At 71.1% G+C, this 19,180-nt stretch carries 21 protein-coding genes and 1 pseudogene; 12 read left to right on the top strand and 10 right to left on the bottom strand.

Annotation, left to right across the window (positions count from 1 at the left end; genetic code table 11):
• The first annotated feature begins 113 nt into the window (after positions 1–113).
• From OG574_RS23265 to OG574_RS23240, 6 genes are all read left to right on the top strand, one after another.
• Positions 114–1,367, top strand: a complete 1,254-nt coding sequence (locus OG574_RS23265; protein WP_326778587.1) for an O-antigen ligase family protein — start codon at positions 114–116, stop codon at positions 1,365–1,367.
• The gene (gene murJ, locus OG574_RS23260; RefSeq protein WP_326774783.1) at positions 1,364–3,028 is read left to right on the top strand and encodes a murein biosynthesis integral membrane protein MurJ; all 1,665 of its coding nucleotides are present in this window, start codon (positions 1,364–1,366) and stop codon (positions 3,026–3,028) included. Before OG574_RS23265 ends, murJ begins: the two co-directional genes overlap by 4 nt.
• Before the next feature lie 115 nt (positions 3,029–3,143).
• Positions 3,144–3,845, top strand: a complete 702-nt coding sequence (locus tag OG574_RS23255; RefSeq protein WP_442816933.1) for a polysaccharide deacetylase family protein — start codon at positions 3,144–3,146, stop codon at positions 3,843–3,845.
• Positions 3,842–4,984 (top strand): glycosyltransferase, encoded by a 1,143-nt coding sequence (locus OG574_RS23250; protein WP_326774782.1) that lies wholly within the window; start codon positions 3,842–3,844, stop codon positions 4,982–4,984. The genes OG574_RS23255 and OG574_RS23250 overlap by 4 nt, the downstream gene beginning before the upstream one ends.
• Before the next feature lie 7 nt (positions 4,985–4,991).
• The gene (locus tag OG574_RS23245) at positions 4,992–5,654 is read left to right on the top strand and encodes a lipopolysaccharide biosynthesis protein (RefSeq protein WP_326774781.1); all 663 of its coding nucleotides are present in this window, start codon (positions 4,992–4,994) and stop codon (positions 5,652–5,654) included.
• Complete coding sequence (locus OG574_RS23240; RefSeq protein ID WP_326774780.1) at positions 5,654–6,772, top strand: GNAT family N-acetyltransferase; 1,119 nt, start codon at positions 5,654–5,656, stop codon at positions 6,770–6,772. The genes OG574_RS23245 and OG574_RS23240 overlap by 1 nt, the downstream gene beginning before the upstream one ends.
• Positions 6,773–6,806: 34 nt before the next feature.
• Here the strand turns inward: OG574_RS23240 and OG574_RS23235 are convergent, their stop codons facing one another.
• Positions 6,807–8,093, bottom strand: coding sequence for a glycoside hydrolase family 26 protein (locus OG574_RS23235; protein WP_326774779.1), 1,287 nt, complete (start codon positions 8,091–8,093; stop codon positions 6,807–6,809).
• Between the two features lie 517 nt (positions 8,094–8,610).
• Between OG574_RS23235 and OG574_RS23230 the strand changes: the two genes are divergently transcribed.
• The gene (locus tag OG574_RS23230) at positions 8,611–8,784 is read left to right on the top strand and encodes a hypothetical protein (protein WP_326774778.1); all 174 of its coding nucleotides are present in this window, start codon (positions 8,611–8,613) and stop codon (positions 8,782–8,784) included.
• Positions 8,785–9,052: 268 nt separating this feature from the next.
• Here OG574_RS23230 and OG574_RS23225 read toward each other — a convergent pair whose 3' ends face one another.
• The 3 genes from OG574_RS23225 to OG574_RS23215 form a co-directional block, all read right to left on the bottom strand.
• A complete protein-coding gene (locus OG574_RS23225) occupies positions 9,053–9,847 on the bottom strand; it encodes a chaplin (protein WP_326774777.1) in 795 nt (264 codons plus the stop codon).
• Between the two features lie 94 nt (positions 9,848–9,941).
• Positions 9,942–10,124: a chaplin gene (locus OG574_RS23220; RefSeq protein WP_326778585.1), complete on the bottom strand. Its 183-nt coding sequence runs from the start codon at positions 10,122–10,124 to the stop codon at positions 9,942–9,944.
• 227 nt (positions 10,125–10,351) lie between these two features.
• Positions 10,352–10,765 (bottom strand): rodlin, encoded by a 414-nt coding sequence (locus OG574_RS23215; protein WP_326774776.1) that lies wholly within the window; start codon positions 10,763–10,765, stop codon positions 10,352–10,354.
• Between the two features lie 235 nt (positions 10,766–11,000).
• Between OG574_RS23215 and OG574_RS23210 the strand changes: the two genes are divergently transcribed.
• The gene (locus tag OG574_RS23210; protein WP_326774775.1) at positions 11,001–11,411 is read left to right on the top strand and encodes a rodlin; all 411 of its coding nucleotides are present in this window, start codon (positions 11,001–11,003) and stop codon (positions 11,409–11,411) included.
• Positions 11,412–11,420: 9 nt separating this feature from the next.
• On the opposite strand, the gene OG574_RS23205 is transcribed toward OG574_RS23210, so the two are convergent.
• Positions 11,421–11,660, bottom strand: coding sequence for a hypothetical protein (locus OG574_RS23205; RefSeq protein ID WP_326774774.1), 240 nt, complete (start codon positions 11,658–11,660; stop codon positions 11,421–11,423).
• A gap of 481 nt (positions 11,661–12,141) precedes the next feature.
• On the opposite strand from OG574_RS23205, the gene OG574_RS23200 reads away from it, so the two are divergent.
• Positions 12,142–12,939, top strand: coding sequence for an LCP family protein (locus OG574_RS23200; protein WP_326774773.1), 798 nt, complete (start codon positions 12,142–12,144; stop codon positions 12,937–12,939).
• A gap of 109 nt (positions 12,940–13,048) precedes the next feature.
• Positions 13,049–13,456: a rodlin gene (locus OG574_RS23195; protein WP_326774772.1), complete on the top strand. Its 408-nt coding sequence runs from the start codon at positions 13,049–13,051 to the stop codon at positions 13,454–13,456.
• Positions 13,457–13,545: 89 nt separating this feature from the next.
• On the opposite strand, the gene OG574_RS23190 is transcribed toward OG574_RS23195, so the two are convergent.
• Positions 13,546–13,821 carry a hypothetical protein gene (locus OG574_RS23190; protein WP_326774771.1) on the bottom strand — a complete coding sequence of 92 codons (276 nt, stop codon included), beginning with the start codon at positions 13,819–13,821 and terminating at the stop codon, positions 13,546–13,548.
• Positions 13,822–14,021: 200 nt separating this feature from the next.
• A pseudogene (locus tag OG574_RS23185) lies at positions 14,022–14,510 on the bottom strand (ATP-binding cassette domain-containing protein); the annotation flags it as partial.
• 230 nt (positions 14,511–14,740) lie between these two features.
• Here OG574_RS23185 and OG574_RS23180 point away from each other — a divergent pair.
• Complete coding sequence (locus OG574_RS23180) at positions 14,741–15,163, top strand: hypothetical protein (RefSeq protein ID WP_326774770.1); 423 nt, start codon at positions 14,741–14,743, stop codon at positions 15,161–15,163.
• A 480-nt stretch (positions 15,164–15,643) separates the two neighbouring features.
• A complete protein-coding gene (locus OG574_RS23175; RefSeq protein ID WP_326778584.1) occupies positions 15,644–17,128 on the top strand; it encodes a SulP family inorganic anion transporter in 1,485 nt (494 codons plus the stop codon).
• Positions 17,129–17,227: 99 nt separating this feature from the next.
• Here OG574_RS23175 and OG574_RS23170 read toward each other — a convergent pair whose 3' ends face one another.
• Genes OG574_RS23170 through OG574_RS23160 form a run of 3 tightly spaced genes read right to left on the bottom strand, consistent with a single transcriptional unit; the run spans position 17,228 to position 19,171 of the window.
• Positions 17,228–17,635 (bottom strand): arsenate reductase ArsC, encoded by a 408-nt coding sequence (locus tag OG574_RS23170; protein ID WP_326774769.1) that lies wholly within the window; start codon positions 17,633–17,635, stop codon positions 17,228–17,230.
• Entirely contained in the window at positions 17,628–18,782 is a 1,155-nt protein-coding gene (gene arsB, locus OG574_RS23165; RefSeq protein ID WP_326774768.1) for an ACR3 family arsenite efflux transporter, read from the bottom strand. Before arsB ends, OG574_RS23170 begins: the two co-directional genes overlap by 8 nt.
• Positions 18,779–19,171: an ArsR/SmtB family transcription factor gene (locus OG574_RS23160; RefSeq protein ID WP_326774767.1), complete on the bottom strand. Its 393-nt coding sequence runs from the start codon at positions 19,169–19,171 to the stop codon at positions 18,779–18,781. The genes arsB and OG574_RS23160 overlap by 4 nt, the downstream gene beginning before the upstream one ends.
• Positions 19,172–19,180 lie beyond the last annotated feature (9 nt).

Raw genomic sequence — 19,180 nt, 5'->3', positions numbered from 1 at the left:
CCGCGGACGCCGGGCTGCGTACGGCTCCAGGTCCGACCGGTGTGCGCCCCGCCCCGGCCGCTGCGCTCGTCGCCGTCCTCGGCCGGTACGCCCCCGTGCTCCCCGTCGTCCTGATGGTCGCCGTGCTCGGCCTCCCGCTGACGCCCGGCTCGGCGGGAACCGGGGGCGGCAGTCTCGCGGACGCGGTCTCCGGCCTGGTCGTCGCCGTCTGCGTGGCCGTCACCCTGCGTCGCGCCGAGCGCCCCCTGGCCCGTACCGCCGCGATCCTCCTCGGGATGCCCGTCGTCGGGATCGCCGTCGCCGCGGTGGGCGCCGACTCGTCGTCGACCGCGCTCGTCGGCATGGTCCGCTACTGCCAGATCTTCGTCCTCGTCCCCGTGTCCGTCCTCGTCCTGGTCCGCGACCGCCGTGACTTCCGGCTGCTCGCCTGGTCGTTCGTGGGGCTGGCCCTGTGGCAGGGCGGCATCGGCATCCACCAGTACCTGACCGGGACCGGCGCCTCGTACATGGGCGAGGACATCCGCGCCGTCGGCACCTTCGGCCCCACGGACGTCATGGGAATGGCGACGGTGGTGTCGTACGGGCTCGTGGCCGCCGTCGGCCTGGCCCTCGGTGCCCGTACCGCCGCCTGGCGCACCCCCGCCCTGCTGTGCGCGCTCGCGCTGCTCCTGCCGCTCGCGCTCTCCTTCAGCCGGGGTGCGTGGATCGCGACCGTCGTAGCCTGCGGCGCGCAGGTGCTGCTCGCCGGGGTGCGGCGCGCCGTCCGCCTGTTCGCCGTGACCGCGGCGGCCGCCGTCGTCCTGGTGGGCGGCTTCGGCATCGGGACGCAGCTCCTCCAGGAGCGCATGAGCAGCATCACGCAGGTCGCCGACGCTCCCGACCAGTCCGTCACGGACCGGTACACGATGTGGGCCGCGGCGGTCGACATGTGGAGCGAGCACCCGGCGACGGGCGTCGGTCTCAAGGGGTTCCCCGCCCACCGCGACACCCACGCCTCGCTCGCGCTCTCCTCGGGCAGCGACACGGCGGGCGCGGGCGCCGCGTTCAAGCGCCAGCCGCTGCTGTCCCCGCACAACATGTATCTGCTCGTCCTCAGTGAGCAGGGCCTGATCGGCCTGATGGCCCTCGCGGGCGGCTGGATCGCCCTGCTGCTGCTCGCCCTGCGCCGCCTCGGCCGCGGTGCGCGCACCCGGCCAGGCCCGGACTGCGGCCTCGTCGCGTGCGGCCTGCTCGGCTGGCAGCTCGTGGACTTCGTGTACGCCGACATCGGCGGTCCATCGACCGTGCTGGCCGCCCTCGTCATCGGCCTCGCCGCCTGGTGGGGCCTGGCGCCGCAGGCGCTCCTGAAGGAGGCGGCGACGCCGTGACCATCCCCACCGCGGACGGCGACACCCGTACGGCAGCGGGCCTGCCCGCCCAGCTCAGGGCCGAGCCGGCCGCCCCCGAATCCCCCGGAGCGTCGAACAGCCGCCTCGCGCGGGCCGCCCTGCTCACGGCCGTCCTCTCGGCCGCCGGGTCGATCCTCGGTCTCGGCCGCGACCAGTCCCTCGCGCACCTCTTCGGCGCGGGCAGCGAGACCGACGCGTTCCTGGTCGCGTGGACGGTCCCGGAGTTCGCCTCCACGCTCCTCATCGAGGACGGCCTGGCGTTCGTGCTCGTGCCCGCGTTCAGCGCGGCCATCGCCCGCCGCGCGCAGGCCGGAGGCACCGATCCCGTACGGTCCCTCGTCTCGTCGTCACTGCCCCGCTTCGGCCTCGCGTTCCTGGCCGCGACCGTGCTGCTGATCGCGGGTGCGCCGTTCCTCGTACACGTCCTGGCGCCCGGCCTGCCCGACCCCCAACTGGCCGTCGACTGCACCCGGTTGACCGCCACGTGTGTCCTCACGTTCGGCCTGGCCGGATACTGCAGCGCGGCGCTGCGGGCCCACGGCTGCTATCTGCCACCGGCCGCGATCTATGTCGCGTACAACATCGGCATCATCGCGACGATGCTCGTGTGCGGGACGCGCCTCGGCGTGCGGTCCGCCGCGATGGGGGTGGCCGTCGGCGGCTGTCTGATGGTGGCTGTCCAACTGCCTGCTTTTCAAAGGCGGTTGAACACAGCGAAAGCCGGCGAGAACCTCGCGGACGAGCCCGGGGGCGAGACCGCGGCCAAGGTCCGGGCCATGCACCTCGGGCTCATCGCCGCCGTCCTGGCCTTCGCCCTGTGCAAGCAGTCGCAGGTGTTCATCGAGCGCTTCCTCGCGTCGTCGCTCGCCGCGGGCTCCATCTCGCACCTGAACTACGCCCAGAAGGTGGCCCAGCTGCCGATGTCGTTCTCCCTGATGCTGTGCACCGTCACGTTCCCGGTGGTGGCGCAGGCAGTGGCGCGCGGCGACGTCGCGGCGGCCCGCGCCCGCATCGAGCGCGACCTCGGCCTCGCCGCCTGCGTGGTCCTCGTCGGCGCCGCCGCGATCTTCGCCTGCGCCCCGCAGATCATCCAAGTCCTGTTCCAGCGCGGCGCGTTCACCGCCGCCGACACCGCCGCCACGGCCTCGGTCATGCGCGTGTACGCCCTCGGCCTCCTCGGCCACTCCATGGTGGGCGCCCTGGTCCGCTCCTACTTCTCGGCGGGCCGCCCCACCTGGTACCCGGTGGGTGCGATGGCCGTGGGCATGGCCGCCACCGCCGGCGTGGGCGCCCGGACGGTCGACCTGTGGGGCGTACGGGGCATCGCGGGTGCCAACGCCTTCGGGATCACCCTCACCGCCGTACTCCTCCTTGCCGGGATGGACCGGCGCAGCGTCCCCGTCGACGTCTCCAAGGTCCTGGCCGAGATGGGCAAGCCGCTGCTCGCCGCCGCGGGCGCGACGGTGGCGGGGCTGATGGCTGCGGCCTCCTTCACGTCGCCGCTCGCGGCGGGCGGGGCCGGGTGTCTCGCCGTGGCGGCCGTGTTCGTCGTCCTCCTGTGGGCGCTGAGGGCCGAGTCCCTCGCGCCCCTCGTTCCCGTTGTCCGCTCCGCGACCAGAAAGCTCCGGCATGCCCGTTGACGCAGGACGCACCGATGACACAGGACGCACCGGGACAAGAACCGTTCCGCGCGCACGGCCGTGGCTCCCGGACCGCACCCGCCGGCTGCTCCCCGAGCGGCCGATGTGGATTGCGATGTACCACTCCGTGGACGACTGCCGAGACGACCCGTACCGCGTCACCGTCTCCCCCGAGCGCCTCCACGAACAGCTCCGCCGGCTGCGCAGGCGCGGGCTGCGCGGGGTGGGCGTGGCGGCGCTCCTGGAGGCCCGCGCGCTCGGCACGGACCGCGGCCTGGTGGGGCTCACCTTCGACGACGGCTACTGCGACTTCGTCGACAACGCCTTGCCGCTGCTTCGCCACTACGGCTGCGGCGCGACGCTGTTCGTCCTGCCCGGCCGCCTCGACGGCGTCAACGAGTGGGACCCGCTGGGCCCGCGCAAGCCGCTCCTGTCGGAGCGCGGCATCCGGACCGCCGCGTCCGCGGGCATCGAGATCGGCTCGCACGGCCTGACCCACGTCGACCTCACCCACGTCGACGACCGCGTCCTGCGCGCGGAGACCGAGGACAGCCGAAGACGCCTCGAGGAACTCACCGGACGCGAGGTCCCCGGCTTCTGCTACCCCTACGGCACCGTCGACCGCCGTGTCGCGGACGCCGTCCGCCGCGCCGGATACCGCTACGCCTGCGCCATCTCGCCGGGCGACCTCACCGGCGAATTCGCCCTGCCGCGCGTCCACGTCGGCCAGGAGGACGCGGCCTGGCGCCTCGAACTGAAGCTGCGCCTGCACCGCCTGCGCCGTCGCCCGTCCCCCGCGCCGGAGGCCCGTACATGAGAACCCTGCACGTCATCACCGGCCTCGGGACCGGGGGTGCCGAACAGCAGCTGCGGCTCCTGCTGCGCCATCTGCCCGTCCACAGCGACGTGGTGACCCTGACCAACCCGGGCACCGTCGCCCGCGGCCTGACCGCCGACGGCGTCCGCGTCGTGCACCTCGGCATGACCGGGAACCGCGACCTGGGCGCCCTGCCCCGGCTCACCAGGTTCGTGCGCGAGGGCGGCTACGACCTCGTGCACACCCACCTGTACCGCGCCTGCGTCTACGGCCGCTTCGCCGCGCGCCTCGCCGGGGTCCGCGCCGTGGTCGCCACCGAGCACTCGCTGGGGGAGAGCCGGATGGAGGGGCGTCCGCTCTCGGCCGGTGTCCGCGCGCTCTATCTGGCGGGCGAGCGGGTGGGGCAGGCCACTCTGGCGGTCTCCCCTTCGGTGGCCGAGCGCCTCGCGCGGTGGGGGGTGCCCCAGCACCGTATCCACGTCGTGCCCAACGGCATCGACGTCGACCGCTTCGCACACGACCCGGCGCTACGGGACGCCACCCGCCACCTGCTCGGCCTGCACCGGGACGACTTCGTCATCGGCGGAGTCGGCCGCCTCGTCCCCGGCAAGCGCTTCGACGTCCTCGTACGGGCGCTGGCTCAACTGCCGGACTACGTAAGGCTTCTGCTCGTCGGGAACGGGCCCGAGGAGGAGCGGCTGCGCAGGCTCGCCCAGGAAGTGGGCGTCGTGCGCCGCGTCGTGTTCGCCGGGGAGCGCCCCTACGCCTCGCCGTCGGGCCGCGTCGGCGACCCCGATCTGCCGGCCCTCATGAGCGCGATGGACCTGCTCGGCTCCCCGTCGGACGGCGAGGCGTTCGGCCTCGCCGTCGTGGAGGCGCTCGCCTCCGGGCTGCCCGTCCTCTACGTCAGCTGCCCGGCGGTCGAGGACCTGCCGCCGCACCTGGAGTCCACGGCCGTCCGCGTCCCCGGCGACCCGGAGTCGTTCGCACGGCAGGCGCTGCGGATCGTGGCGGCCCGGCCCTCCGGCCGCACCCCGTCCCCGGCAGCCCGCCACTACAGCATCGCCCGAAGCGCCGAACAGCACCTGCGGCTGTACGAGGCGGTCCTGGGCGGTTCGGATTCGAGAGTTCGAGAGTGAGTAAGTGATGACCGATGCTCCTCACCGGCGGGTCAGCCCGGCCGGTCCCCTCGCCCGGCCGGCCGGCCGCGTGAAGCGCCTCCCCCTGTGGCCGCTGATCGTGGCCGGGGTCCTCCTCGGCGGCCTCGCGGGCGGCCTGTACGGCGTGCTGAAGACGCCGCAGTACTCCGCCACGAGCTATGTGATCGCGGTGCCGGACGAGATGTCCGACCCGTCGACCGCGCTCGGCTTCGCCCAGGCCTACGGCCGCGTAGCCACCCAGATCGCGGTCCTCGGCGACGCCCAGGTGCGGGCGGGCGTGCCCGTGAAGGTGCTCCAGGCCAGCGTGCGGGCCGAGACCTCACCGGACGCGCCGATGGTCGCGGTGTCGGCGACGTCGGCGCAGCCGCGCAAGGCCGCCGACATGGCCAACGCGGTGGCGCTGGCGCTGACCGCCGACGCCAACCGCACGCAGGCCGGCACCAAGGTGAAGCTCCTCCAGTTCTCGCGCGCGGTGAAGCCCACCGCGCCGTCGTCGGCGTCCCCCAAGGTGACCGCGCTCGTGGGCGCCAGTGCGGGCGGCCTCCTCGGCGGGCTCGCGATGCTGGTCCGTCCCCGGCGCGAGCCGGCGGAGACGGCGGCGACCGTCCCCGGGCCCGCGGCGGCCGCGGACCTGCAGGGGAGCGTCTGATGCGGCCCGGGGGCGGGGACCTGTCGGCCGAGGTGTGCACCGACGGCGTCCGGTTCGGCTCGCTGGGCCCGCAGTGGGAGGCGCTGTACCGCAGGTCGCGCGCCGCCACCCCGTTCCAGAGCCATGCCTGGCTGCACTCGTGGTGGCTCTCGTACGGGTCCGGGCATGGCCTGTGCGTGGTCCTGGTCCGGGACGGAGGCCGGCTCGTCGCCGCGGCGCCGCTGATGCGGCGGTGGCGGCCCCTGCCGGTACTGGTGCCGCTGGGCGGGAGCATCTCCGACTTCTGCGACGTCCTCGTCGACGATGACGGTGACGGTGAGGGCGGCCGGGTCCGCGCGCTGGGCGACGCACTGTGGCGGCTCGCCCGCACCCACGTGATCGACTTCCGTGAGGCCCGCCCGGGAAGCGCCGTCGAGGCTCTCTACGACCAGTGGCCGGGGCCAAGGCGCCGCCTCGACGACTCGCTCTGCCTGGAGCTGCCGCCCGTACCGATGGACGACATCGTGGGCCGGCTGCCGCGGGCCCGCGCGCAGCGTGCCCGCGCCAAGGTGCGCAAGCTGGACGCCCTCGGGATCGAGCGCCGCGTCGTGCCGCCGGACCAGATCGACGGCTCGGTGCGCCGCCTGGTCGAACTGCACCAACTCCAGTGGGAGGGGCGCAAGGTGACGACGGAACACCTCAGGCCGCGCTTCTCCGAGCACCTCACCCGCTCGGTCTCCCTCATGGCCAGGTCGGGCGACGCGATCGTGACCGAGTTCCGTATCGACGAGACGGTCCTCGCCGCCGACCTGACCCTCCTGTCCTCGTGCCTGACCGGCGGATATCTGTACGGCGCCCATCCGGGCCTGCGTGAACGCAAGGCCGACGTCGCCACGATGCTGCTGCGCTCGTGCAGTGAGCACGTCCAGGAGCGCGCGTCCGGCTCCCTGAGCCTGCTGCGCGGCGACGAGCCGTACAAGCACCACTGGCGTCCCCACAGCGTCGTCAACCAGCGTTTCGTACTGGCCCGACCCGGCACGGCGGCGGGGCTCGCCCTCGCCGTCGGCGACGTGACGGCGCGCCGCCTCGGCAAGAGAGCGCTGCACGCGTGGAAGGCCCGGGGTGGCGACGCGTCGTAACGACCCCGTCGCCACCGACCGGGACTGCGGCGCGTCAGGAGCGCCGCGACCACCAGTCGAACCGCAGGCACAGCTTCCCGCCGAGCCAGTACTCCACCCAGTCGCCGAGGCTGAGCGGCGCGCAGTCGGGCGGGGTCACCGGAGGCTTGACCGGCGGCGTCTGCGGCGTCTGCGGCGTCTCGGGTGTCTGGGGTGTCTGGGGTGTCTCGGGCTGCGTGGGCTGGGTCGGCTCAGGCACCGACGGCACCGACGGCTCCAGGCGGCCGGAGAGCATCGAGCGGTAGACCAGCGACGACTGGGGGTTGTCGTCGCACTGCCACACACCGTGCGGGCAGTAGTCCGTGATCGTGTTGTAGAGAGGCTTGTACCGGTCGATCCACCCGATCATGCGCCGCATGTACTCCGGGTTGTCCCCGTTACGGAACAGGCCCCACTCCGGGTACGAGATGGCCTTGTTGTGCGCCTTGGCGAAGTCGACGTGCTCCTGAAGCCCGTACGGCTCGGAGACCTGCTCGGAGAACGACTTGCCCTCGGGCTGGTCGTACGAGTCCATGCCGATCACGTCGACGACGTCGTCGCCCGGATAGCACTTGGTCCAGGGCACGGCGTCGAGCCCACGGGTCGGCGTGAAGTCGAAGCGAAACTTCTGCCCCGGCACCGACCGCATCGTGGTGACGATCCGCTTCCAGTACGTCTTCCATGCCTCCGGATCGGGCCCGCACCGGTGCGTGTACGTCGTGCCGTTCATCTCCCAGCCGGGCACGAGCACCGTGTCCGGGACCTTGAGGTCGACGAGGCGCTGGGCGAGGCGCCGGAAGTGCTCGTCGAAGTCGCCGGCCGCGCCCTGCGCGAGGAGCGAGCGGACCTCCGTGTCGGAAACGCGCTCCTCGTTGCGCTCCAGCATCGGCACGTTGAGCACGAAGAGCCGGTCGTCCCGCTCGCGCCGCCATTGCGCCCAGTCCTCCAGGAACCCGGGGGCCCCCTCGATGTTGCTCCACCGGTCGCCCGGCAGGTAGGTGTGCCCGACGCGCAGTTCGGAGCCGCCGAGCCACTTGCTGAGCTGCCCCATGCGCTGCACGCCTCTGGGCCCGTAGTCGAGGTAGGCGCCGAACGCGGGGAACGTCGAGGTGTCCCCCGGAGCATCCTTCACACCGCCTGGCGCGGGTGCCGTCGTCGGGGCGGGCTCGTCGACCGGTGCCGGTGCGGGGGTCCCGGCGGGTGCGGCGGAGACGGAACCGGCCGCGATCACCGCTGACGCGAAGATCCCGGCCGTCATCAAGGGGATGCGCCGGCTCAGGGTCCTTCGGCGTTGTGGGGACATGCCTACTCCTCGTGCCGCACTTCCTTCATTGCTGACACTGAGTCACACGAATGGGCATTGCGCCAACTGGGGACCGGCAGGCACGCCTCTCTCGTCGCCCGTTCGGGCTATCACCAGGAAGGAGGCCCCCGCGTGCCCGACACCGGCGTTCCCCGCGGGGAGCATCCGCCGCCGGGCCCGGATGCCTCCCTGGAGAGATCGGCGCCAGACTGCGCCGGGTCCCGGCGAGCGTCGCGGGACCGGCCGTCCTCATTCCCATGGACGACGAGGGAGCCATTGCGGTGACCCGGAGGCTGCGGGAGGAACTCCTCACCTGCTACCTCCTGGTCCGGTGTGGGCGTGCCGCCGATCGAGACGGATCACGTCATCGCGGCGACCGGGTTCCGGGCGTCCCGCGGCCGCATGGGGATGCTCGCGCCCGCGCTGCGGGCCGGACTCGGCGCGGGCGCGCAGGCGACGCCCCGCGTCGGCTCAGGCCTCGAGTCCCGCAGGCCGGGGGGTGTTCCTCGCGGGCCTGATGACGGCGGCGGATTGGGGCCCCTCGATGCGCTTCGTGGACGGCGCGTCGTCCAGCGTGCCGCATCTCGCGGACGGGGTCCGGCGGCGACTGCGCGGCGGGCGCCCCTCGGGCGGCCTCGCGCTGCCGGGCAGCAGGTCGGCGCGCGCCCCGCCGGCGACGGCCGACCGCTGAACGGTCGGACAGGTGACCGGGACCGCCGCGGGTGCGTTCGCGCCCGTGGCGTCCTTTGGAGTGACGGTGCGGGCGAACGGGTGAATCGGTTCCGCAGCGGCGGCCGCCCGGTGGTGGACTGGCCCGGTTGTGAGACGGGCCGGCTGTCTTCCCCGTCAGCCGCCGGCGATTACGCCGTGGGTAGGCAGCAAGCGGTTGAACGGCCCTGTCCGCCGGCCGGGAAGAGCATGAACGTCGGCTCTTCCCGGCCTGGCGTAGGGCGATCACCTCACCGGGCGGCGGCACGTCCCCGCCGGTAGAGGATCCCGCCGCCGATCAGCAGCCCCGCACTCGCCGCCGCGGCGGCCAGCAGATCCTGATCCGTCCCGGTCTCCGCCAACTGCGTGTGCCCGCCCGTGACATGGGCGTGCGGCACGGGCGCCGTCACGTCCGGGGGAGTCAGACGCTGCGTCGCCGGCGGCTGCACCGGGGCCGGGGGCTGCACCGGGGCCGGCGGCTCGACGGCACGCACGGGCGGCGGAGGCACCTCGGAGATCTCCTCCGGGGTGGCCACTCCGGAGGAACAGTGGTTGCCCGTCGCGGGGTTGGCCGCACCGACCACGTTCCCGGAGTTCCCGCACGCGTTCACGGGAATGTGCACCGGAGCCTGTACGGAGTTGCCCGACAGGATGCCGGGCGACCCGTGCGCGTCACTCTCGGCGTGCGCACCGCCCTCGGACCTGCTGTCACCGCCGCGGTATCCGCCGTCCCCGGTCCCGTGGGAAGCTCCGCCGACGGCCCGGTCGGAGCCGCCTCCGCGAACGGACGGCGGCTGCGAACTCCCCCTGTTCTCACAGGAGTTGCCGAAGGTCGGATTGAGTGCGGCGACGACGTCGACCGTGTTGCCGCACGCGTTCACCGGGATGTCCAGGGGGGCTTGGACCGTGTTGCCCGACAGAATGCCGGGGGAGCCCGCCGCCTGCCCGTCTGCGCCCGACGCGGCGAACGCACTGGAGCCCGGCAGGGACAGAATGCTCGTCGCGGCCGCTGCCGCGACCATTCCCAAGTTCAGGGCCTGTCGCATCAAGTTGTCTTCCTGCTCGCAGATGAAAGCCGGCCTTGGAGTACGAGATGTGTCCAAGGCCGGCGGAGCCGCGGCCCGACGGCCGCGGCGTCAGTCAGTCGTCGTTGGCGCAGCCGTTGCCGAGCGCCGGGTTCAGAACGCCGATCACGTCGACGGTGTCGCCGCACAGGTTGACCGGGACGTCGACCGGGACCTGCACCACGTTGCCGGAGATGACACCCGGCGAACCGACCGCGGCACCCTCGGCACCCGTGTCGGCGAACGCCGGAGCGGCCATGCCCAGGGCCAGCACAGCGCCGGCGAGGATCGTCGCGCTCTTCTTGAGATTCACTCTCTTACCCTTCTCGCGTCGTTCATTACTGAGGTCATTGCCTCGGTGTGAAAACGAGCCGTGAGGCGGAAGGGAACTGAGCCGTCCGCGTTAAAGAAGTGGCTCTCAAAGCAAAGAAGACCGGGCCGCCGCGCCGGAGAAGGCGGGCGGCCCGGGTTCCCGGGGCTGGTGGATCAGCCGTTCTGCTCGCCGTTCGCGGACAGGACCGGGACGCCGTCCACGATGTGCGAGAGCGGCTCGTCGCCCTTGGCCTGCGTGGAGTTCTCCGCGCACTGCTGGTTCTGCGGTGCCGACAGGACCGAGACGTCCTGGACGGCGACCGGCACCAGCAGACCGAACAGCGGGCCCACGTTGCCCTTGACCGGCAGACCGATGCAGGGCTTGTTCAGCGAGCCCTGGACCGCGCCGAGCTGCGGGCTCTGGGCACCGTCGGTCGTGGAGTTGCCGAACGCCTGCGCGGCACCGACGCCGCTCGTGGACGTCGTGCTGCCGTCGTCACCGAGGGCCAGAGCCTGAGGGGCGGCCGCAGCCGAGACGCCGACGACCGAAACGGCGACCGCAGCCGCTGCCATTGCCTTCTTAAGCATTTCCAGTTCCTTTTCGCACAGACGCCAGTTAACGCTGCCCGGACAACAGGGCCTCGGCTGCAATGGTTGCGGCACTTCACTCGGTCGGGCTGCACGTGCAGATAGTGATCTGCTGATAGTCATTTATTCGGCAACGCCCGGGTGAACCCGTCAGAGTGAACCCGGACAACCATGTGCGTAAATCGGAGTTGGGCAGGTGGCTCCCGGGTCGGGGGCAACGAGAAGGGAATTCATCATGATGAAGAAGGTCATGGCGGCTGCAGCAGTCGCCGCCTCGGTCGCCGGTATCTCGGCGGTCGCAGCCCCCCAGGCCATGGCGATCGACAACGACGGTGGCACCACGTCCACGAGCGGCGTCGGTGCCGCGCAGGCCTACGGCAACTCCGCCACGTACGGCAGCATGAGCCCGCAGATGGCGCTCATCCAGGGCTCGCTCAACAAGCCCTGCATCGGCCTGCCGGCCAAGGCCAACGTCGGTTCGCTCGTCGGCGCCGTGCCGATCGCCGTCCAGGACGTCCCGATCCTGTCGGCCCCGCAGAACCAGCAGTGTGTCGAGAACTCCACGCAGGCCAAGGGCGACGAGCCGCTCTCGCACATCCTCGAGGACATCCCGGTCCTGTCGGCCAACGGCACGGCCAACGACTGAGCCGCGGCCTCATTCCGTTGGGTCGTCCGCCTGTCCGGCGGCCCAACGGCCCTGGCCGTCGCGGGGCCAGATGTCCCGGGCGGCGATCTCGTCCCACTCCCGGTCGGGCTGCCCGGGAAGCGTTCTGCCCCGCTGCCTCCAGTTGTCGAACAGCGCCCCGTAAAGGGGTTCGTCGATTCGGTATTCGGGCGACTCCCGGCTCTGCGGAATAAAGCCCTTGGGTGGTCGGCGGTTCTTGTTCTCCGGCACAGCACTTCGCCTTCCTCGTGGCGATCTATGGCTCTCTGTTCCATCTTCTCCGGAAGTCGAAACAGTTCTCTTTAGGGCGAAAGAGTTACTTCCCGGCGGCGCGCGGGGTGGTCACCGTTCAACCTATTCGGCGGCTGGCATACGGTGCCGTCAGAGCTGTCCCTCTGCTGTGGAGCGAATCAGGTGACGAAACGCCCTTCACGAATGAGCCGTCGGAGAAATGTCTGCCTGGGCGCGGCAGCCCTGGGCGCACTTCTCGCTACGGCGGTTTCCGTGGCGGGCAATTCCGTTTCCGCTCTGCCGGACAGGATTCAGCGGGTCGATGCGTTCAGCGGCGCCGTGAAGCGGCCTGCCGAGGGCCCCGGCACAAATATTCTGCTCATGGGGACGGACGGCCGGGACGCCTTCTCGAGCCAGGAGAAGAAGAAGTTCCACGCCGGTGGCGTCGCCTGCGGCTGCACCGATTCGCTGATGCTGATCCATGTCTCGCAGCGGCGTGACGAGGTCAGCGTGGTCAGCCTCCCCAGGGACTCGTTGGCGCAGATCCCCGCACCGGGACCCGGGCACCGGGGAGCAGTTCCCCGCCCATCCCGCGAAGATCAACGCGGCCTTCGCGGAGGGCGGTCCCGCGCTCTCGGTCCGCACGGTGGAGGCCATGACGAACCTCAGGGTCGACCACTATCTGCAGATCGACTTCAGGCGGTCCATCGACAGCGTGAACGCGGTCGAGGGGGTGGACGTCTGCACCCCGAGGCGGCTGTCCGACTCGGCCACGAAGCTCGACCTCCGGCCCGGTCGGCACCGCCTCGGGGGCGGTCAGGCCTTGCAGTACGTCCGCTCGCGGCATGTGGACGCAAGCGCCGACCTGGGGCGGATCCAGCGCCAGCACCGTTTCCTGATCAGTGTCATGCACAGACTCGCCACCGGCGGGATCCTCGCCGATCCGGGCAGGGCGATCGGCCTGGCGCGGACGGTGCTCGGTGCCACAAAGGTCGACCAGGGGTTCACACCGGAGGAGCTCGGCTCCCTCAGCAGCGCGCTCAGCCGGCTGCCCGCCACGCAGACCGAGTTCACCGTCGTGCCCATCGCCGGGATCAACCCGGTCATCGAAGGCGTCGGCACGACGCTGGAGTGGGACGAGACGGCGGCGGAGAAGACGTTCGCCACGCTCAACCAGGACCGGACCCTCACTCCGCGCAACTCCACCGTGCAGCCCTTTGACCCCCCGCGCATCGGGGTCGAGACGGCGGTGCGCGGGAACACGCTGGGCTGTTCCTGACCGTAAGTGCGCTGGGCCAATCGGGTTGCACCGCGAAACCGCATCAGCCCGGCTCAGTTGATGACCATGCGGCTCCGTGACCGGAGCCCGCCGATTGAAGGGATTCACCATGAAGAAACTGTGGGCAACCGCGGCCATCGCTGCCTCCGTCGCTGGTATGTCGGCAGTCGCCGCCCCCCAGGCCCTCGCCGTCGGGGACGACACGGGCACCACGTCGAACAGCGGCAACAACGCCGTGCAGGCGTTCGGCAACTCCTCGACGTACGGGAGCATGAGCCCACAGCTCGGGCTCGTCCAGGGCTCGCTCAACAAGCCCTGCGTCGGTCTGCCGGCCAAGGCCAACGTCGGTTCGCTGGTCGGCCTCGTGCCGATCGCCGTCCAGGACATCCCGGTCCTGTCGGCCCCGCAGAACCAGCAGTGTGTCGAGAACTCCACCCAGGCGAAGGGCGACGAGCCGCTCTCGCACATCCTGAACGACATCCCGGTCCTCGCCGCCAACGGCGTCAGCAACAACTAGCAGCCACGAAAGCGGGGGCAACCGGATTCCGGTTGCCCCCGCTTTTCTGTGCCCGTTTTTTGCTTACCGGCTTCTGCTTGCCGGCTTCGCTAGCTCACCGACGGCAGAAGCCCCGTCACCGGCGCCACCAGGTCGGTGACCTGGTGCAGTTCGTTCAGCCGGTTCAGGCCGCCGAGCTGCTCGTTCATCGTGGGGATCTCGGCCCTGTGCTCGGCCGGAATGCCGCTGGTGGTGAGGTCGTCGAGGCTGATCGGCTTCATGTTGCCGAGGGGACCTACGGGAGCGGCCTCGGCCGCGGGCATGGCGAGAGCGGAGGCGCCGGCGGCCAGAGCGACCGCGGCGAGAACACGTCGTGTGGAGATCATGCCTTCAGCAACGGCCGTCGGGTGCCGGGGGAAACGGGCGTGACGGCCCGCCCACCCGAGAGGCGTACCGAAGTCGTACGGAATCGCCCGTCCCGGTGCGGGCGATCGGGCGCGTGGTAGATCTGTACGCCACCGGCCTCTCCGCACGCGGGCCAGGGGCGGGACATGGGGGAGGCGGGACTTGTGCGAGTCGCTCTGCCGGGTTCGGTGAGCAGGCCGGTGTTCGCGTCGTGGACGGGGGCGGTGCCGGTCAACTCGGCGAGAATCAGGCCGACTTGGCCGAGATCGGCGAGGACGGTCGGGCGGACCTGGAGCGTCTGGCCGCCGACCCGCCGCTTGAGCTCGTCCGGCCGGCCCTCGGCGACCACGCGTCCGTGGTCGAACACGGCGATTCCGTCGGCGAGTTGATCGGCCTCCTCCAGATACTGCGTGGTGAGCAGCACGGTGGCGCCGTCCGCGACGAGGCGCCGGACCACGCCCCAGACCTCCTGGCGGGCGTGCGGGTCGAGGCCGGTGGTCGGCTCGTCCAGATACAGCACCTGCGGCCGCCCGACGAGGCTCGCCGCGAGGTCCAGCCTGCGGCGCATGCCTCCCGAGAAGGTGCTGATGGGGCGGGTGGCGGCAGCGGTGAGCTCGAACTGCTCCAGCAGCTCGGCGGCCCGCGCCCTGGCGTCCCGCCGCGACAGCCCGCGGTTTCGCTGTCGTCGTTCTCGGTGACTACGACGATGCCGAGCGCCGCTGGCAGACGGCGGACAGGCGGCTGACAGGGACTGACAGGACCTGTCAGGGGCTGAGGGGGCTGCCGGGGAGTTTCGGGGAGGTGGCGGCCGCGTGCCGGTTGTACTCGGTATTCGGTACTCGGTCACAGGTGAGTACCAGCGCTCTGGGCCGTTGTGGCGTGAGGCGAAACCCTTGGCCCATGGATACGAATGAGCGACTGCCGAAGCGAATGTTCCAACTGCTGGCGGTCATCGCGCCGGCCGCGGTGGCACTGGCGGCGTGGGCCGGCTGGCTGGGCTGGGACCAGCAACGTGACGTGCACCCCGACGGCTCGACGACCGGCCCGTACGAGACGTGGCAGGTGATCGGCCTCGTACTGACCCTGCTGCCACCGGTGTACTGGGCGGCATCCCGGCGCTGCACGGTGGCCGCGGTGCTCGGCCCCACGGCCGGTCTCACCGTGGCCGCGTACTACGACTGGTCGGACGACGCGAGCGGCCTCTTCGTGATCGGCGTGGGGCTTGTCATGGTGGGGAGCCTGGTCGTGACCTCGGCGCTTTCCGCTGTGATCGCCGCTGTGACGGGACATGGCCCGAAGGGCCGGGCGGTCGCTGCGGGGTAGCGGGCTCAGGGCCCTCCGGGGGAGGGGCAGGGAGAGCGGTGGGGCGGCGTGCGACGTCGGCCTCGGTGCAGAGCCGGAAACCGCGCTGAGAACGCGCCGTAGAATTGGCTTCCAGGGTGCGGGCTACGTCCCGCACCTTCTGCCGTGTCGGGGCCGATGGCGCCCCCGGCGAAGACCGAAGACCGATGCCGGCAGGAGAGAGAGCGAGCGAGCGGATGCCCATGATGCTCAGCGCCGCCGCCTGCCCGCCGTGACCCTTCGCTGACAGTTCGCCTCTGGAGCGGCGCCCGGCTCGTACGGCTGGTGCCCGCCGCCAGTGACTTCAGTCCGCCGCTCGCGGACGCCGCGGAAAGCCGCCCGCCCTCCCGCGCCCTCACGCACGCCGCCCCAGATGACGCCTGGCGTGCCCGAGCACGACAGGTTCTTCCTCCCTTGTCCACTCCCGCACCGTCCTCCACGTCCGCACCGTCCACCGCCGCACTGTCCCCCGTGGCCCGGCTGCGTGGACTGAAGCCCGACTGGCTGTCCGACCCGAAGGTCTGGCGGACCGAGATTCTCGCGGGCCTGGTCGTCGGCCTGGCCCTGATCCCGGAGGCGATCTCGTTCTCGGTCATCGCCGGGGTCGATCCGGCGATCGGTCTGTTCGCGGCCTTCACCATGGCCGTCACCATCGCGATCGTCGGCGGGCGCCGGGCGATGATCTCGGCCGCGACCGGCGCCGTGGCCCTGGTCATCGCCCCGCTCAACCGCGAGCACGGCTTCGGCTATCTCGTCGCCGCCGTCATCCTGGCAGGCGTCTTCCAGATCGTTCTCGGCGCCCTCGGAGTGGCGAAGCTGATGCGGTTCGTGCCGCGCAGCGTGATGGTCGGCTTCGTGAACTCCCTGGCCATCCTCGTCTTCATGGCCCAGGTCCCCGAGATGCACGACGTGCCGTGGCCGGTCTACCCGCTGATCGCGGGCGGCCTGGCGCTCATGGTGTTCTTCCCCAAGGTCACCAAGGTGATCCCGGCGCCGCTGGTGTCGATCGTCATCCTCACCGTCATCACCGTTGCCGCGGGGATCGCGGTCCCGACCGTCGGTGACAAGGGAGACCTGCCCTCGTCCCTGCCGGTGCCGGGCCTGCCGGATGTGCCCTTCACCCTGGACACGCTGACCACCATCGCCCCGTACGCACTCGCCATGGCGCTGGTCGGCCTGATGGAGTCGCTGATGACGGCCAAGCTGGTCGACGAGATCACCGACACCCACTCCTCCAAGACCCGTGAGTCCATCGGCCAGGGCATCGCCAACATCGTCACCGGCTTCTTCGGCGGCATGGGCGGCTGCGCCATGATCGGCCAGACGATGATCAACGTACGGGTCTCCGGCGCCCGCACCCGTCTGTCCACGTTCCTGGCGGGCGTGTTCCTGATGGTGCTGTGCATCGTCTTCGGCCCGATCGTGTCCGACATCCCGATGGCCGCGCTGGTCGCGGTGATGGTCATGGTGTGTTTCGCGACGTTCGACTGGCACTCCATCGCTCCCAGGACGCTGAAGCGGATGCCCACGGGCGAGATCGCTGTCATGGTGATCACCGTCGTGTGCGTGGTCAGCACCCACAACCTCGCCATCGGCGTCGTGGTCGGCACGATCACCGCGATGGTCGTCTTCGCGAAGCGAGTCGCCCACTTCGCCGAGGTCACCGCGGTCACCGACCCCGACGACGCGACCGTCGTCTACCGCGTCACCGGCGAACTGTTCTTCGCCTCCTCCAACGACCTCGTCGGCCGGTTCGACTACGCCACCGACCCCGACAAGGTCGTCATCGATCTGAGCGCCGCCCACATCTGGGACGCCTCCTCCGTAGCTGCCCTCGACGCGATCGAGACGAAGTACGAGCAGCGCGGCAAGACCGTCGAGATCATCGGTCTGAACCGGTCCAGCGCCCAGATCCACGAGAAGCTCAGCGGAGAACTCGCGGCTTAGGGGCTTTCGTCTGGATCAGGCCGGATCAGAACCCGCTCCCTGATCCGGCCTGATCCGAACGAAAGCCCCTGGTGGCAGCGGCGAGTTGGGATCTGCGGACTACTGGGGAGCGATCTCCGTGATCAGACCCTGGACCAGGGACTCGATCGCGTCGCGAATGGGCCGTACGGCGGCGACGCCTTGACCTGCGGGGTCGTCCAGTTTCCAGTCGAGGTAGCGCTTGCCCGGGAAGACGGGGCAGGTGTCGCCGCAGCCCATGGTGATGACGACGTCGGATGCCTGGACGGCTTCGACGGTGAGGATCTTGGGCGCCTCGGCGGAGATGTCGATGCCGGCCTCGTGCATGGCTTCCACGACGGCGGGGTTGATGGTGTCGGCGGGGGCGGATCCCGCGGAGCGGACTTCGACGCGGTCGCCGGCGAGGTGGGTGAGCCAGGCGGCGGCCATCTGGGAACGCCCGGCGTTGTGGACACAGACGAAGAGCACGGAGGGGTTGGGGTCAGGCACGAGCGGGGCCTTCCTTGATGGGGGCGCGGGCGGGGGCAGGTTCGGCGGCCGGGGTGTCCGGTTCGGCGACCGCGGGGCCGGGCCGGGGAAAATAGCGGCGGGCGGCCAGGGCGACGTGAACGAGGCCGACGAGAACCGGCACTTCGATGAGCGGACCGACGACACCGGCGAGGGCCTGGCCGCTGGTGGCGCCGAAGGTGGCGATGGCGACCGCGATGGCGAGCTCGAAGTTGTTGCCGGCGGCGGTGAAGGCGAGCGTGGTGGCACGCGGGTAGTCGAGACCGACGGCCTTGCCCAGGGCCATGGACCCGGCCCACATGACGGCGAAGTACACCAGCAGCGGAAGCGCGATGCGGACGACGTCCAGCGGCTGGGAAGTGATCGCGTCGCCCTGGAGGGCGAAGAGCACGACGACGGTGAACAGCAGCCCGTACAGGGCGAACGGTCCGATACGCGGGATCAGCTTCGCCTCGTACCAAGTGCGGCCCTTGGCCCGCTCGCCGAGCCGGCGGGTCAGGTATCCGGCGAGCAGCGGGACGCCGAGGAAGATCAGGACGCTGCGGGCGATCTCCCATACGGACACGTCGAGCGCGGTCTGTTCCAGGCCGAGCCACCCGGGGAGTACGGAGAGGTAGAACCAGCCGAGCAGGCCGAACGCCAGTACCTGGAACAGGGAGTTGAGGGCGACCAGGACGGCGGCGGCCTCGCGGTCGCCGCACGCGAGGTCGTTCCAGATGATGACCATGGCGATGCAGCGGGCGAGGCCGACAACGATCAGGCCGGTGCGGTACGCGGGCAGATCCGGCAGGAGGATCCAGGCGAGCGCGAACATCAGTGCCGGGCCGAGCACCCAGTTCAGGACCAGGGAGGGAATGACCAGGCGGCGGTCGCGGGTGACGGTGTCGAGCCGGTCGTAACGGACCTTCGCGAGCACTGGGTACATCATCACGAGCAGGCCCAGCGCGATCGGCAGGGAGACGCCGGTGACGGTGACCTCGGCGAGGGCGTCGCCGAGCCCGGGGACCAGGCGTCCGAGCCCGAGGCCGGCGGCCATCGCGGCAAGAATCCATACCGCGAGGAACCGGTCCAGGAACGACAACCGGGCCGAAACCGGGCCCGCGGGCGGCATGGTGGCTGTCTCGGTCATGAGGCGGACCCGGCTGCCGCGGCCGTCCCGGCAGGGCGGGTCAGGATCCCGGCGAGCTTGTCGGTCATCTCGGGTACCAGCCAGTAGTACACCCAGGTTCCGCGTCGCTCGGAGTCGATGAGGCCGGCCTGGCGCAGGAGCTTGAGGTGGTGGGAGATCGTCGGCTGGGACAGGTCGAAGGCGGGCGTGAGATCGCAGACGCAGATCTCGCCGCCCTCGCGTGAGGCGATCATCGACAGAAGCCGCAGCCGCACCGGGTCGCCCAGGGCCTTGAAGACTCTGGCCAGCTCAACGGCCTGGTTCTCGTCGAGTGGTGCGGTCAGCAACCGGGGGCAGCACCCGTCTTCATCCGCCGTCTGATCGAGCACCACAAGCTCTTGTTTTGACATACTTCTATA

The organism is Streptomyces sp. NBC_01445 (assembly GCF_035918235.1).
Classification (GTDB): Bacteria; Actinomycetota; Actinomycetes; order Streptomycetales; family Streptomycetaceae; genus Streptomyces.
This window is presented reverse-complemented; position numbering and strand designations above follow the sequence as displayed.

What these genes read in the sequence shown, in the direction of transcription:
- OG574_RS23230 (WP_326774778.1), top strand. Translation starts at nt 8,611, where the DNA reads ATGACGGCGGCGGATTGGGGCCCCTCGATGCGCTTCGTGGACGGCGCG.
- OG574_RS23265 (WP_326778587.1), top strand. Translation starts at nt 114, where the DNA reads ATGGTCGCCGTGCTCGGCCTCCCGCTGACGCCCGGCTCGGCGGGAACC.
- OG574_RS23180 (WP_326774770.1), top strand. Translation starts at nt 14,741, where the DNA reads ATGGATACGAATGAGCGACTGCCGAAGCGAATGTTCCAACTGCTGGCG.
- OG574_RS23200 (WP_326774773.1), top strand. Translation starts at nt 12,142, where the DNA reads ATGTCTCGCAGCGGCGTGACGAGGTCAGCGTGGTCAGCCTCCCCAGGG.
- OG574_RS23210 (WP_326774775.1), top strand. Translation starts at nt 11,001, where the DNA reads ATGATGAAGAAGGTCATGGCGGCTGCAGCAGTCGCCGCCTCGGTCGCC.
- OG574_RS23240 (WP_326774780.1), top strand. Translation starts at nt 5,654, where the DNA reads ATGCGGCCCGGGGGCGGGGACCTGTCGGCCGAGGTGTGCACCGACGGC.
- OG574_RS23215 (WP_326774776.1), bottom strand. Translation starts at nt 10,765, where the DNA reads ATGCTTAAGAAGGCAATGGCAGCGGCTGCGGTCGCCGTTTCGGTCGTC.
- OG574_RS23250 (WP_326774782.1), top strand. Translation starts at nt 3,842, where the DNA reads ATGAGAACCCTGCACGTCATCACCGGCCTCGGGACCGGGGGTGCCGAA.
- arsB (WP_326774768.1), bottom strand. Translation starts at nt 18,782, where the DNA reads ATGACCGAGACAGCCACCATGCCGCCCGCGGGCCCGGTTTCGGCCCGG.
- OG574_RS23225 (WP_326774777.1), bottom strand. Translation starts at nt 9,847, where the DNA reads ATGCGACAGGCCCTGAACTTGGGAATGGTCGCGGCAGCGGCCGCGACG.
- OG574_RS23235 (WP_326774779.1), bottom strand. Translation starts at nt 8,093, where the DNA reads ATGTCCCCACAACGCCGAAGGACCCTGAGCCGGCGCATCCCCTTGATG.
- OG574_RS23220 (WP_326778585.1), bottom strand. Translation starts at nt 10,124, where the DNA reads ATGGCCGCTCCGGCGTTCGCCGACACGGGTGCCGAGGGTGCCGCGGTC.
- OG574_RS23190 (WP_326774771.1), bottom strand. Translation starts at nt 13,821, where the DNA reads ATGATCTCCACACGACGTGTTCTCGCCGCGGTCGCTCTGGCCGCCGGC.
- OG574_RS23195 (WP_326774772.1), top strand. Translation starts at nt 13,049, where the DNA reads ATGAAGAAACTGTGGGCAACCGCGGCCATCGCTGCCTCCGTCGCTGGT.
- OG574_RS23255 (WP_442816933.1), top strand. Translation starts at nt 3,144, where the DNA reads ATGTACCACTCCGTGGACGACTGCCGAGACGACCCGTACCGCGTCACC.
- OG574_RS23245 (WP_326774781.1), top strand. Translation starts at nt 4,992, where the DNA reads ATGACCGATGCTCCTCACCGGCGGGTCAGCCCGGCCGGTCCCCTCGCC.
- OG574_RS23160 (WP_326774767.1), bottom strand. Translation starts at nt 19,171, where the DNA reads ATGTCAAAACAAGAGCTTGTGGTGCTCGATCAGACGGCGGATGAAGAC.